The 13,749-nt window shown below is 59.0% G+C and carries 15 protein-coding genes; 10 read left to right on the forward strand and 5 right to left on the reverse strand.

Features of this window, described 5'->3' with window-relative positions; translation table 11 throughout:
* Positions 1 to 85: 85 nt before the first annotated feature.
* The 9 genes from ACK3EW_RS13575 (at position 86) to aat (ending at position 9,042) form a co-directional block, all read left to right on the forward strand.
* On the forward strand, positions 86 to 1,117 hold the full coding sequence (locus ACK3EW_RS13575; protein ID WP_439121126.1) for a branched-chain amino acid ABC transporter permease: 1,032 nt from the start codon (positions 86 to 88) through the stop codon (positions 1,115 to 1,117).
* Between the two features lie 3 nt (positions 1,118 to 1,120).
* A complete protein-coding gene (locus tag ACK3EW_RS13580) occupies positions 1,121 to 2,320 on the forward strand; it encodes a branched-chain amino acid ABC transporter permease (RefSeq protein ID WP_493806647.1) in 1,200 nt (399 codons plus the stop codon).
* A 12-nt stretch (positions 2,321 to 2,332) separates the two neighbouring features.
* Positions 2,333 to 3,088, forward strand: coding sequence for an ABC transporter ATP-binding protein (locus ACK3EW_RS13585; protein WP_085631145.1), 756 nt, complete (start codon positions 2,333 to 2,335; stop codon positions 3,086 to 3,088).
* A gap of 51 nt (positions 3,089 to 3,139) precedes the next feature.
* The gene (locus ACK3EW_RS13590; RefSeq protein WP_439121124.1) at positions 3,140 to 3,895 is read left to right on the forward strand and encodes an ABC transporter ATP-binding protein; all 756 of its coding nucleotides are present in this window, start codon (positions 3,140 to 3,142) and stop codon (positions 3,893 to 3,895) included.
* A gap of 84 nt (positions 3,896 to 3,979) precedes the next feature.
* Entirely contained in the window at positions 3,980 to 5,929 is a 1,950-nt protein-coding gene (gene acs / locus ACK3EW_RS13595; protein ID WP_493806648.1) for an acetate--CoA ligase, read from the forward strand.
* A 151-nt stretch (positions 5,930 to 6,080) separates the two neighbouring features.
* Entirely contained in the window at positions 6,081 to 6,332 is a 252-nt protein-coding gene (locus tag ACK3EW_RS13600) for a hypothetical protein (protein ID WP_493806649.1), read from the forward strand.
* Between the two features lie 186 nt (positions 6,333 to 6,518).
* Positions 6,519 to 6,995 carry an acetyl-CoA carboxylase biotin carboxyl carrier protein gene (gene accB / locus ACK3EW_RS13605; protein ID WP_439120487.1) on the forward strand — a complete coding sequence of 159 codons (477 nt, stop codon included), beginning with the start codon at positions 6,519 to 6,521 and terminating at the stop codon, positions 6,993 to 6,995.
* Positions 6,996 to 7,007: 12 nt separating this feature from the next.
* Positions 7,008 to 8,360, forward strand: a complete 1,353-nt coding sequence (accC, locus tag ACK3EW_RS13610; RefSeq protein ID WP_493806650.1) for an acetyl-CoA carboxylase biotin carboxylase subunit — start codon at positions 7,008 to 7,010, stop codon at positions 8,358 to 8,360.
* Positions 8,361 to 8,406: 46 nt separating this feature from the next.
* Positions 8,407 to 9,042 (forward strand): leucyl/phenylalanyl-tRNA--protein transferase, encoded by a 636-nt coding sequence (gene aat, locus ACK3EW_RS13615; RefSeq protein WP_493806651.1) that lies wholly within the window; start codon positions 8,407 to 8,409, stop codon positions 9,040 to 9,042.
* Here aat and ACK3EW_RS13620 read toward each other — a convergent pair.
* The 5 genes from ACK3EW_RS13620 to ACK3EW_RS13640 all read right to left on the reverse strand — a co-directional run bounded on the left by ACK3EW_RS13620 (position 9,006) and on the right by ACK3EW_RS13640 (position 12,333).
* Positions 9,006 to 9,368 (reverse strand): DUF2155 domain-containing protein, encoded by a 363-nt coding sequence (locus ACK3EW_RS13620; protein ID WP_085628941.1) that lies wholly within the window; start codon positions 9,366 to 9,368, stop codon positions 9,006 to 9,008. The two genes, aat and ACK3EW_RS13620, sit on opposite strands and share 37 nt — an antisense overlap.
* A 35-nt stretch (positions 9,369 to 9,403) precedes the next feature.
* Positions 9,404 to 9,787 (reverse strand): NADH:ubiquinone oxidoreductase subunit NDUFA12, encoded by a 384-nt coding sequence (locus ACK3EW_RS13625; protein ID WP_085628940.1) that lies wholly within the window; start codon positions 9,785 to 9,787, stop codon positions 9,404 to 9,406.
* Between the two features lie 65 nt (positions 9,788 to 9,852).
* Entirely contained in the window at positions 9,853 to 10,221 is a 369-nt protein-coding gene (locus ACK3EW_RS13630) for a RidA family protein (protein WP_493806652.1), read from the reverse strand.
* Positions 10,222 to 10,287: 66 nt separating this feature from the next.
* Positions 10,288 to 11,553: an ATP-dependent Clp protease ATP-binding subunit ClpX gene (gene clpX / locus ACK3EW_RS13635; RefSeq protein ID WP_439120490.1), complete on the reverse strand. Its 1,266-nt coding sequence runs from the start codon at positions 11,551 to 11,553 to the stop codon at positions 10,288 to 10,290.
* A 150-nt stretch (positions 11,554 to 11,703) separates the two neighbouring features.
* Positions 11,704 to 12,333 (reverse strand): ATP-dependent Clp protease proteolytic subunit, encoded by a 630-nt coding sequence (locus ACK3EW_RS13640; protein ID WP_085628938.1) that lies wholly within the window; start codon positions 12,331 to 12,333, stop codon positions 11,704 to 11,706.
* A gap of 146 nt (positions 12,334 to 12,479) precedes the next feature.
* Between ACK3EW_RS13640 and ACK3EW_RS13645 the strand changes: the two genes are divergently transcribed.
* Positions 12,480 to 13,685, forward strand: coding sequence for an FAD-binding domain-containing protein (locus ACK3EW_RS13645; protein WP_493806653.1), 1,206 nt, complete (start codon positions 12,480 to 12,482; stop codon positions 13,683 to 13,685).
* The last annotated feature ends 64 nt before the right edge of the window (positions 13,686 to 13,749 follow it).

Here is a 13,749-nt window from a genome sequence, read left to right on the forward strand (position 1 = left end):
AAACGGCCCGCCTCATCTCTTATTCAGCCCGTTGCTGTTACGGGCTGCCTGCACTTCCACACTTCTGACCGCAAAGGGTGGGGCAATGGACGCCATAATCCTGCAAATTCTCAACGGGCTCGACAAGGGCTCGGCCTACGCGCTGATCGCGTTGGGCCTGACACTCATCTTCGGCACGCTGGGCGTGGTGAACTTCGCGCATGGTGCGCTGTTCATGATCGGCGCGTTCTGCGCCGTCACGCTGTCGCGCCTGCTCAGCCTGAGCCACAAGGTCGAGGTTCCCGGAGCCGTCGACTTCCTTGGCAATCCGCAGATGCGCGATGTACCATATATCTACGACATTTTCGGAGAAAGCCTTGGGGCCGGGATCATTGACTGGGCAGTTCCCCTGTCGATCCTGTTCGCCATTCCGGTGATGATCGCGATTGGTGTGATCATGGAACGCGGGCTGATCAAACACTTCTACAAGCGCCCCCACGCGGACCAGATCCTTGTGACTTTCGGTCTTGCGATCGTGCTTCAAGAGATCATCAAGTACTACTATGGGGCAAACCCGATCCCAACGCCCGCGCCCTCGGCCTTTGTTGGGTCGTTCGATTTCGGCGCGGTGATCGGGTTCGAGCCCGGCACGATCATCTACCCCTACTGGCGACTGGTCTACTTTGCGTTTGCAGCCGTCATCATCGGCGCTGTATTTGCGTTCCTGCAGTTTACCACCTTCGGCATGGTCGTACGTGCCGGGATGGCAGATCGCGAAACCGTGGGTTTGCTGGGCATCAATATCGACAAGCGGTTCACCATCATGTTCGGGCTGGCCGCTGCGGTCGCGGGCCTTGCTGGCGTGATGTACACCCCGATAAACTCGCCCAACTACCACATGGGGATGGACTTTCTTGTTCTGAGCTTTGTTGTGGTGGTTGTCGGCGGCATGGGATCGCTTCCAGGTGCGGTGCTTGCGGGCTTCCTGCTGGGTATCCTCGAAAGCTTTGCCTCGATGCGCGAAGTCATCGCCATCATCCCCGGCATCAACCAGGTGATCATCTACCTTGTTGCCATCATTATTCTACTGACGCGTCCGCGTGGCCTGATGGGTCGCAAGGGCGTGATGGAGGACTGATCCATGTTCGGACTGGACAAAAAAGACGCATCCCTCCTGCTGATCGTGGCAGTGCTGGTGGCCTTCGCCCCTTTCTTCCTGAATCCCTTCCCCGAGGGGTCGGCGATGGCACAGTTCAACGCGGGCTACCCTGATTTGATGCAGCGCTTCGTGATCTTCGGGATCTTTGCTATCGGCTTTAACATTCTGTTCGGCCTGACCGGCTATCTCAGCTTCGGTCACGCGGCCTTCCTCGGTGTCGGGTCCTACGCAGCGGTGTGGATGTTCAAGCTGCTCAGCATGAACGTGATCCCGGCCATCATCCTGGCGGTCATCGTCGCGGGGGTCTTTGCCCTGATCATCGGCTATGTCAGCCTGCGTCGCTCGGGCATCTACTTCTCGATCCTGACGCTGGCCTTTGCGCAGATGTCCTTTGCCTTGGCATACTCGGTTCTGACCCCGATCACTGGTGGTGAAACCGGCCTGCAACTGGCGTTGGACGATCCGCGCATCTTTGGCGCGGCCACCACGGCAGAAGGCAACATTCCGGTTCCTGGCTTTTTCGGCCTTGAGATGCGCGACAGCACCGAACTGGTGTTCGGCAACTGGGTGTTCACCTTCAATGTCGGCTACTACTTTGCCGCCATTATCATGCTGATCTCGTTCTACCTGTCGATCCGCATCTTCCGCTCGCCGTTCGGCATGATGCTGCGCGCTATCAAATCGAACCAGCAGCGCCTGAACTACACCGGCCTCAACCCGCGTCCCTATACGCTGGCGGCCTTCGTGATCTCGGGTATGTATGCCGGTCTCGCCGGTGGCATGATGGCGTCGATGGACCCTTTGGCAGGTGCCGAACGTATGTTCTGGACCGCGTCGGGTGAGGTTGTCCTGATGACCATTCTTGGTGGTGTCGGCACGCTCATCGGTCCGGTTCTGGGGGCTGGCCTGATCAAGTACATGGAAAACATCATTTCCAAGATCAACTCGGACATCCTGCACAGCTGGTTCGCCTTCCTGCCCGACGGGCTCGAAGATGTGGTCGTCACCCTGATCTACCCGTTTATCGGCAAGGGCTGGCACCTGACACTGGGGATTGTGTTCATGCTTGTCGTGATCTTCCTGCCCGGTGGACTTGTTCAGGGTGGCCAAAAGATCGCTGCACTCTTTGGTCGCAAAAAGGCCGAAGAACCCAAGAACGCAACCACCGAACCTGCGGAATAAGGAGACGGACAGATGGGAATTCTCGAAGTCAAAGACGTGAACAAAAGGTTCGGTGGCCTGCAAGCGCTTGGCAATGTGAACCTCAGCGTGGCGGAGAACACCTGCCACGCGATCATCGGACCCAACGGTGCGGGCAAGTCTACCTTGCTCAACTGTCTGGTGGGCAAGCTGATCCCGGATACTGGGTCGGTCATGTTCGACGGACAGAGCGTGCTGGGCCGTACCCCGTTTGAAATCAACCAGATGGGCATTTCTCGCGTGTTCCAGACGCCCGAGATCTTCGGCGATCTGACGGTGATGGAAAACATGCTGATCCCGTGCTTTGCGCGGCGTGACGGCTCCTTCGCCCTGCACGGCATCCGGTCGGTCTTTAGCGAAGGCGAACTGCGCGACCAAGCCGAACAGATGCTGGAAGAGGTCAACATGCTCGACAAGCGGAACATGCACTCCGCATCCATGTCGCGCGGGGACAAACGTCGGCTTGAGATGGCAATGTGCCTTGTTCAAAATCCCAAACTGCTGCTGCTGGACGAACCTACAGCGGGCATGGCGCGGGCCGACACGAACAACACGATCGACCTGCTCAAAGAGATCAAGGAAAAACGCAACATCACCATCGCGATCATCGAACATGACATGCATGTGGTGTTCTCACTGGCGGAACGGATCACCGTTCTGGCGCAGGGCACGCCTTTGGTCGAGGACACTCCCGAGAACATCAAAGGGCATCCGAAAGTCAAGGAAGCCTATCTCGGCGAAGCCGCGTAACCCCATTTGGCGGGGCCTTCCCGCCACCCCTCCCACAGCGAGGACAGAATTATGAACGTCAAACCCGACTTTTCGAAAAATGCCAATCACGCACAAACAGCCCCGGCTTTCCTGTCCGTCTGGGACATGCATGCCTACTACGGCGAAAGCTATATCGTGCAGGGCATCTCGTTCAACGTCCACGAAGGCGAGATCCTCGCTCTTTTGGGCCGTAACGGTGCAGGCAAGACCACCACGCTGCGCGCCATCGCGCGGATGGACAGCCCGCAGGTCAATCACGGTGAAATCTGGCTTGATCATCAACCGTTGCACAAGATGTCTTCGTACGAAGCCGCGTCAGTCGGTCTGGGTCTTGTACCCGAAGACCGCCGGATCATCCCCGGCCTTACAGTCGAGGAGAACCTGCAACTGGCGCAAATCGCACCGCCCATCGGCTGGTCGATCGAACGCATTTACGACCTCTTCCCGCGATTGGGAGAACGCCGCAGTCAGGAAGGCGTGACCCTGTCGGGCGGCGAACAGCAAATGCTGTCGATTGCCCGCGCCCTCGCCCGTGACCTCAAGGTGCTGCTGCTGGACGAGCCCTACGAAGGTTTGGCGCCGGTGATCGTTGACGAGATCGAAAAGACCCTGCGCGTGATCAAGGAACAGGGGATGACGACGATCCTTGTCGAACAGAACGCGGTACGCGCGCTGCAATTGGCGGATCGGGCAATCATCCTCGACACTGGCTCTATCGTGTTTGATGGCTCGGCGGCAGAGGTTCTGGAAAATGCCCAACTGCGGGCCGAATACCTCGCGATCTGAGCAAGGCAAAGCCGTCTGCGACTTTTGCCGCCCTTGCCATTTCCCGGCGGGGGCGGTTTTGTTTGACCAAAGAGGAGGACACCCATGACTGATACAACCTATCCCCCGTCCAAAGAGATGGTCGAAAATGCGCATATTGATGCGTCTCGATACGAGGAGATGTATGCGCGGTCGGTGTCTGATCCTGAGGGGTTTTGGGCGGAGGCGGCGCAGCGTCTGGACTGGATGAAGGCACCGACGCAGATCAAGGACGTGGATTTCACGCTGGGTCAGGTCAAGATCAACTGGTTCGCCGATGGCACGCTGAACGTGGCGGCCAACTGTGTCGACCGGCATCTGGCGACCCGCGGTGATCAGACCGCGATCATCTTCGAACCCGATGATCCCAACGAGCCTGCCAAGCACATCACCTACAAAGACCTGCACCGCAGCGTCTGCAAGATGGCCAACATCCTTGAGACCATGGGCGTGCGCAAAGGGGACCGCGTGGTGATCTACATGCCGATGATCCCCGAGGCGGCCTATGCCATGCTGGCCTGCGCGCGCATTGGTGCCATCCACTCCATCGTCTTTGCCGGCTTCTCGCCCGACGCGCTGGCGGCACGGGTGAACGGGTCGGACGCCAAGGTCGTCATCACCTCTGACGAGGCCCCGCGCGGTGGCCGCAAGACACCGCTCAAGTCCAATGCCGATGCGGCGCTGCTGCACTGCAAGGATACGGTCAAGTGTCTGGTGGTCAAGCGCACGGGCGGGCAGACCACATGGGTCGACGGGCGCGACTTTGACTACAATGAAATGGCGCTGGAGGCGTCGGACGTCAGCCAGCCTGCTGAAATGAATGCCGAAGATCCCCTTTTCATTCTCTATACATCAGGCTCCACCGGGCAGCCCAAGGGGGTTGTGCACTCAACTGGTGGATATTTGGTTTACGCCGCTCTGACGCATGAAATTACCTTCGATTACCACGCCGGCGACGTTTATTGGTGTACCGCCGATGTCGGCTGGGTCACCGGGCATTCCTACATTGTTTACGGGCCCTTGGCGAACGGCGCGACCACGCTGATGTTCGAAGGTGTGCCGACCTATCCGGACGCTTCGCGCTTCTGGCAGGTCTGCGAGAAACATTCCGTTAACCAGTTCTACACGGCACCGACTGCGATCCGCGCGTTGATGGGTCAGGGTAACGAATTCGTAACGAAATGCGATCTATCCTCGCTCAAGCTTTTGGGCACGGTGGGCGAACCGATCAACCCCGAAGCGTGGAACTGGTACAATGACGTGGTGGGCGGCGGCCGCTGCCCGATCGTCGACACGTGGTGGCAAACTGAAACCGGCGGGCATCTGCTCACGCCGCTGCCGGGCGCGCATGCGACCAAGCCGGGGGCGGCGATGAAGCCGTTCTTCGGCGTCCAACCCGTGGTTCTCGACCCGCAATCGGGTGAGGAAATCCATGCCAGCCCGACCGAAGGCGTGCTGGCGATCAAGGACAGCTGGCCGGGGCAGATGCGCACCGTCTGGGGCGATCACGAGCGGTTCGAGAAGACGTACTTCTCGGACTACAAGGGCTATTACTTCTCGGGCGACGGCTGCAAGCGCGACGCTGACGGGGATTACTGGATCACCGGCCGCGTGGACGACGTGATCAACGTGTCGGGCCACCGGATGGGCACGGCCGAGGTGGAATCGGCACTGGTCGCACATGCCAAGGTGGCCGAGGCTGCTGTGGTGGGCTACCCGCACGCCATCAAGGGTCAGGGCATCTACTGCTACGTCACCCTGATGAACGGTGTTGAGCCCTCGGACAAGCTCACCAAAGAGCTGCGCACCTGGGTCCGCACCGAGATCGGCCCCATCGCATCGCCCGACCTCATCCAATGGGCCCCCGGCCTGCCGAAAACCCGATCGGGCAAGATCATGCGCCGCATCCTGCGCAAGATCGCCGAAAACGACTACGGCGCACTGGGAGACACTTCCACTCTCGCAGACCCCTCCGTCGTCGATGACCTCATCGAAAATCGGATGAATAAAAGTTAATCTTTTGGAAAAACCAAATGATCATGGGTGGCCTCAGGGCCGCCCTTTTTCGTTCACTGCCCATTAACCGTTTCTCAACTTTCTGCGCGCGCCACTCCAAAAAATCAGCTAAGCTTGTGACGTGGGGGCTCTGACACGACGGAGCCTAAAAATGCCTGTGTTTCACCCAACCATGCCCAGCATGACTCTCAAACCGCTGCACCGCCCAGACCTCACTGCCAAGGCGGCACCTCCGGTTTTCGCCTCGGTCACGGCACCTGCCCCTCTGCCCGGCACCATCAGCAAGGATACCAGCGTCACACCCGCCGCCCCGCCTTCGGCGGTACAGATGCAGATCAAGGCGCTTCTTTCCGAACAGGCGTTGTCACTCGAGGCGGACAAACAAGACCGGTCTGACACATGACGCATTCCCCGCAGACGCTCTGAACCGTGCACCAGAACCGAGATTGATCGTACCTGCCCCTTGCTCCTGAACGGTAATCGGTGCAAGGAAAGGCATGCAATGCGGGTGGTGCCCGTAGGGAAAGCGAGCCTCCGATCCAATCACCGACGGGGCCGCGTGAAGAGCAAGAAGCGGGCGAGGGACAGCATGACCAAGACCAACCATGAAGCGGACGTGGCGTTTATCGAAGCATTGGCGAAGCTCTTGCGGGAAAACGACCTGACCGAATTGCAGGTCAAGCGCGAATACGGCGAGGATGACAGCCTCAACGTGCGCGTCAGTCGTGTCACCCAAGTTGCGCCTGCCGTGCAAACCACGGTTGCGGCAGCGCCCGCAATGGCACCGGCAGCGCCCGCCGCCCCCAGCGCACCGGAAGACCCGGCATCTCATCCTGGCGCGGTGACCTCGCCGATGGTTGGAACGGTCTATATGCAGGCAGAGCCGGGCGCACCGTCCTTCATTTCGGTTGGACAGCAGATCAACGAAGGCGACACTCTCTTGATCGTGGAAGCGATGAAGACGATGAACCACATCCCCGCCCCGCGCAGCGGCACGGTGAAACGCATTCTGGTCGAAGACGGAGCCCCCGTCGAATACGGCGCACCGCTCGTGATCCTCGAATAAACGGGCTCTGGCATGTTTGACAAAATCCTGATTGCCAACCGGGGCGAGATTGCCCTCCGCGTGATCCGCGCCTGCCGCGAAATGGGTGTGGCCAGCGTGGCGGTGCATTCGACAGCTGATTCAGATGCGATGCATGTGCGCATGGCCGACGAGGCGATCTGCATCGGCCCGCCCTCTTCGACAGACAGCTATCTGTCCATTCCAGCGATCATTTCGGCCTGCGAAATCTCGGGCGCGCAGGCGATCCATCCCGGCTATGGCTTCTTGTCCGAAAACGCGCGGTTTGTGCAGATTGTCGAAGATCACGGGCTGATCTTTATCGGTCCAACTGCGGAACATATCCGTGTGATGGGCGACAAGATCACAGCCAAAGACACGATCAAAGCGCTTGGCGTGCCGTGCGTGCCGGGTTCAGACGGTGGCGTTGCCGATCTTGCCGAGGCCAAGAAGGTCGGTGAAGAGGTTGGCTATCCAGTGATCGTTAAGGCGACGGCAGGTGGCGGTGGGCGTGGCATGAAAGTGGCGCAAACGGCCGCCGACATGGAGCGCGCCTTTCAGACAGCACGGTCCGAAGCAAAGGCCGCCTTTGGCAATGACGAAGTCTATATCGAGAAATACCTGACCACCCCCCGTCATATCGAAGTGCAGGTGTTCGGTGACGGCAAAGGCAAGGCGGTGCATCTGGGTGAACGCGATTGTTCATTGCAGCGTCGCCACCAAAAGGTGCTCGAAGAGGCCCCCGGCCCCTGCATCACGGAAGAAGAGCGCGCCCGGATTGGCAAGATCTGTTCCGACGCCGTGTCAAAGATCAACTATGCGGGCGCGGGCACCATCGAATTTCTGTATGAAAACGGCGAGTTCTATTTCATCGAGATGAACACCCGCCTTCAGGTCGAACATCCCGTGACCGAGGCGATCTTTGGCGTCGATCTTGTGCGCGAACAGATCCGCGTAGCCTCTGGCCTGCCGCTGTCTTTCCAACAGGACGAACTGGTCATCAACGGCCATGCCATCGAAGCGCGGATCAATGCCGAGAAGCTGCCGAACTTCTCTCCCTCGCCCGGTCGGATCACACAGTACCACGTGCCCGGCGGTCTCGGCGTGCGCATGGACAGCGCGCTTTATGATGGCTACAAAATCCCGCCCTATTACGACAGTTTGATCGCCAAGCTGATCGTGCATGGTCGTGACCGGGATGAAGCCTTGGCGCGGATGTCGCGGGCGTTGGGTGAATTGATCGTCGATGGTGTGGACAGCACAGTGCCGCTGTTCCGTGATCTTCTGGAAGACCCGGACGTGCGCAGCGGTGACTATAACATTCACTGGCTCGAGCATTGGCTGGAGCGCACCTACGCGAAGCCTTGAGGCCTGTCGCACACCTGCCCCCTTCTGACCGGCGGGGCGACGCGCGATGACCGTCACGCCCGAGCTTTTGCTTCAAGCCTATCGCGTCGGCGTCTTCCCGATGGCGGAACACCGCGACGACCCGGAGATGTTCTGGGTCGATCCGCGCAAGCGTGGTGTGTTTCCACTGGACGGGTTCCGCATTTCCCGCAGCCTGTCCAGGACATTGAAGCGGAACGACTATTACGTGACGCTGAACACAGCATTTGATGACGTGATCGACGCCTGCGCAGATCGCAGCGAGACATGGATCAATCAGGAAATTCGCGCGCTGTACAATGAGCTCCATCATCAAGGACATGCCCATTCACTGGAGGTCTGGGCCGACAGCCGTCTGATCGGTGGCGTCTACGGCGTGGCAGTTGGCGGTGCATTCTGTGGAGAAAGCATGTTTTCCCGTCAGCGGGACGCGTCGAAAGTCGCGTTGGCTTGGTTGATCGATCTGTTGCGACGGACGGGATTTGTCTTGTTCGACACGCAATTCCTGACCCACCATCTTGCCTCCTTGGGCGCGATCGAAATCACACGGGCGGAATATCGGGCGTATCTGGCACAAGCACTGCGGATCTCGGCCGATCTCAGCAGCGCACCATTGGCCGCGTCAGGTCAGGACGTGGTGCAGCGCAATACCCAGACGTCGTAGCGCTGGTGATCCATCGGGTTGAGCGCGGGTGACGAAGCGATCATCCAGCCCTGATACACCGGTGCGTCCTTGCCGATTTCGGTGATGGTCAATGAGGCGTAGGCTTCGCCTGCCGCGTTACCATCGGGATAGCGGCACTCATTGGCTGTCACCGTAATGCGGCCAACCGTGGCTGATTGGCGCGTTCCAATCTGAAGGTCCGAGACCTTGCCGGTCAATTTGTCCAAGGCACGCACGGTCACGCCAGTGCCGTTGGTTGTGGCAAGCTGCGCAATGCTGGCAGAAGCCAACACCAGCGATAGGAAAAAGACCATCACACGCAGCATCGCATCTCTGCCTTCTTGATGCGCGCAGAGCCGGGTTATTCCGGGCTCCACGCCTCATAATCCTGCCGAGGCTTTGGCTCGGGACGCCGGATCGACCCTTCAGGCGCATAGGCCAGAGCCGTGCCGGTCAGGTTTTCCTGATGCGGCTTGACCCAAGCCTTTTTCGGCAGCGGGCGGTCTGTCGGCAATTCCTTGAACGTGTGGTGCAGCCACCCGTGCCAATCGGGATCAACGCGGCTTGCCTCAGCTTCGCCATTGTAGATCACCCAACGCTTCTTGGCGTCACGCGATTGATAAAAGATGTTGCCTTGGGTGTCCTCACCGACCTTTTCGCCTTTGCGCCACGTATAGAATTGTGTGCCAAGTGTCTGCCCGTTCCACCAGGTGACAGCGCGAAGTAGGGTATTCAGAATGCCCATGGACGACTCCTCGGGGTTGGTTCAGCGCCGTTATAGGGCGCTTTGCGGGCCAAGGTCCAGCGCAGCTATGACGCAGCCGGAGCCAGAGCCGTGACTTCGATCTCGATCCGGTATTTCGGGTCGATCAGGCCACATTCGATCATCGTGGCCGCAGGCGGGTTGTCGCCGAACGTGCTGGCAAGGATGTCATAGCAGGCTTCGAATTCATGCCGGTCCGGCAGATAATACGTCACCCGGACCACATCCGCCATCGACGCACCGGCCTTGTCCAAAGCCCCCGCGATCACATCCAGAGCGCTTTGGCATTGCTCGGCCACGGTATCTCCTTGCCCGACTGTGCCAGCAACATGGACAAAGCCCCCGGCCACAACGGCCCGGCAGTAGCCGATTTTGGCCTCAAAGGGGCTGCAACTGTGAATTCTCTTGATCGTCATCGTTTCCGTCCCAAAAAGAAAGGCGGGCAAAATGCCCACCTTTTTACGTTTCCACCGATGGCTGGTTCAGCCCGCCTCGGCAGGTTCCTTTTTCTGATCCGCATAGATCATCAAAGGTTTGGCGTCCGAGGTAACCGCCTCTTCATTGACCACAACCTCTGTCACGTCATCCATGCCGGGCAGTTCGAACATCGTATCAAGCAGGATGTCCTCGAGGATCGACCGCAGGCCACGTGCACCGGTCTTGCGCTGGATCGCCCGCTTGGCAATGGCGCTCAGTGCGTCATCGGTAAAGCTGAGCGTGGTGTTCTCCAACTCGAACAGACGCTGATACTGCTTGACCAGCGCGTTTTTCGGCTGCGTCAGGATGATGATCAGCGCGTCTTCGTCCAGATCTTCGAGCGTCGCAATAACCGGCAGACGACCGACGAATTCCGGGATCAGGCCGAACTTGAGGAGATCCTCGGGTTCCAACGATTTGAAGGTCTCACCGATGCCCTGTTCGCTATCGTCGCGCACATCTGCACCAAAGCCCATAGCCGAACCTTTGCCACGCTGCTTGATGATCCGGTCGAGACCGGCAAATGCGCCACCGCAAATGAACAGGATGTTGGTCGTATCAACTTGCAGGAATTCCTGCTGCGGATGCTTGCGCCCACCTTGCGGCGGCACCGACGCAACTGTGCCTTCCATCAACTTGAGCAGCGCCTGCTGCACACCTTCGCCCGACACGTCGCGGGTGATGGATGGGTTTTCAGACTTGCGGGTGATCTTGTCGACCTCGTCGATATAGACGATGCCACGCTGCGCGCGTTCTACGTTGTATTCAGAGGACTGCAGCAGCTTGAGGATGATGTTCTCTACATCCTCACCCACATACCCGGCTTCTGTAAGAGTGGTTGCATCCGCCATCGTGAACGGCACATCCAAAATCCGTGCCAGCGTCTGAGCCAGCAATGTCTTGCCGCACCCGGTCGGGCCAATCAGCAGGATGTTCGATTTCGCAAGTTCGATATCGGATGATTTCTGCGAATGATTCAGACGCTTGTAGTGGTTGTGCACCGCCACAGACAGCACGCGTTTTGCCACTGCCTGACCGATCACGTAATCATCCAGCACGTCGCAAATCTCGCGCGGGGTGGGCACGCCATCCGTCGACTTCAGGCCACCGCCCTTGGTCTCTTCACGGATGATATCCATGCACAGTTCGACGCATTCGTCACAGATGAAGACGGTCGGCCCTGCGATCAGCTTTCGCACTTCATGTTGGCTCTTGCCGCAGAAGCTGCAGTAAAGAGTGTTCTTGCTGTCGCCGCCAGAATTCGTCGCCATGTCTTTACCTTTCCTGACTCACGTAAAGGTTTTGCATCTACTTTCTGCTAACCTTAAGCGTGTGCCATGTTTTCTTCCAAGAACCTTAGGACAGCAAAACTTGGGCCACAATGTCAAAAACACATTCAGGACGTCGTGACCCAATCACGATTATTCGTCGTCAGACCCCTTGACGCGGCTCTCGACGATTTCGTCGATCAGGCCCCATTCCTTGGCCTCTTCCGGCGACATGAAGTTGTCGCGTTCCAACGCCGCCTCGACTTTCTTCAGCGTCTGGCCGGTGTGCTTGACGTAGATCTCGTTAAGACGTGTCTTCAGCTTCTGAGTTTCCTGCGCGTGGATCATGATATCCGTTGCCTGACCCTGATACCCGCCAGAGGGCTGGTGCACCATAACGCGGCTGTTGGGCAGCGAAAAGCGCATCCCGGCCTCACCTGCTGTCAGCAGCAACGACCCCATAGAAGCCGCCTGCCCGATCACCAGCGTGCTGACCTTCGGCTTGATGTACTGCATCGTGTCATAGATCGACAGACCGCTGGTCACCACGCCACCCGGGCTGTTGATGTACATGCTGATTTCCTTGGACGGGTTCTCGGCCTCAAGGTGCAAAAGCTGTGCCACGATCAGCGACGACATGCCGTCATGCACCGGACCGCTCAGGAAAATGATCCTTTCCTTGAGCAGGCGCGAGAAAATGTCATAGGCCCGTTCGCCACGGCTGGTCTGCTCGACCACCATTGGAACGAGGGTGTTCATATAGGTATCAAAGGGATCTTTCATCTGTGCCTGCCTGGATGATGCGCCCGCCGGATGCCGAGCTTGGTTGCGAGTTGTCCTGAGACTAGTGTCCGGCTCTGGGGGCTGCAAGGGGCAGCGGTTCGACGACCGGCCTTGACCAGGCTCCGCGCGGGCTTAACTCGCGCTGCATGACAGACCTGTTTCCCCCGACCCGCACGGCCGCTTTAGAAAAGCTGTCGGCGTTTGTGCCAAAGGCAGCGCGCAATTACGCGTCCCAAAGAAACTATGACCTTGGGCCGGGGCAGCATGACAATGTTTCGACTTTGTCGCCCTATATCCGCCATCGCCTGATGACAGAACCCGAGGTGATTGCAGCCGTTCTGGGCCGCCATGCGCTCAGCAGCTCTGAAAAATTTGTGCAGGAGGTGTTCTGGCGCACTTACTGGAAAGGCTGGCTGGAAATGCGCCCGGCGGTCTGGGGGGGCTACCAGCAAGGACTTGCGCGGGCATGGGATCAGGTGCAAACGCAATCCGGCCGGCGCGGCGAATGGGAAGCCGCCTGCAAAGGCGAGACAGAGATCGCATGCTTCAACCATTGGGCACACGAACTGGTAAACACCGGCTACCTGCACAACCACGCACGCATGTGGTTCGCTTCGATCTGGATTTTCACACTGCGTCTACCATGGGAGCTGGGGGCGGATTTCTTCCTGCGCCACCTCTATGACGGCGATCCTGCCTCGAACACGCTCAGCTGGCGCTGGGTCGCGGGTGTGCAGACACAGGGCAAAAACTATGTCGCACGGGCATCGAACATTTCGAAATACACCGAAGGCCGGTTCTCGCCGCTCTACCAATTGACCTCCAACCCCGAACCGCTGGATGGCCCCCCCCATCCGCCTCGGATGGACGCGCCAGAGGGTGATCGGCTCGATCCGTCAAAGCCATCGGTTCTGGTGCTGCACGAAGACGACATGAGCCCCGGCTGGCTGTTCGAGCAGGGTCTCAAACCGCGGGCGACCGCCACGCTGGAGGCGACTGCCCAAATCAGTCCGTTGCATGTCGCGCCCAATGTCACGTCGTTCAAATCGGCACTGATGGACGACTGTACGACGCGCTGGTCGGCCTCGCTTGGCCCGCTCACCACCGGCCTGACAACAGCGCAAGCGATCGAAGACTGGGCGCGCAGCATTGGCGCCGAACAGATCGTCACACCCTACGCCCCTGTCGGTCCCGCGGCCACGATCCTGAACAACATCCGCGCACTGCCTGTCATTCGACCGCTGCGCGACTTTGACCGTCGCGCCTGGCCGCATGCGACAGCCGGGTTTTTCAAGTTCAAGAAAAAAATCCCCGAACTCGTCGGCGCCATGAAGGGCCTTCAGCCCGTCTGATCTTCATCTTGCCCCTAAACTCCGGGAGGTTTGGAGGGCTGGCCCTCCAATCGGTCGGATCGCC

This window comes from Marivita sp. NO-S04 (genome assembly GCF_059070475.1).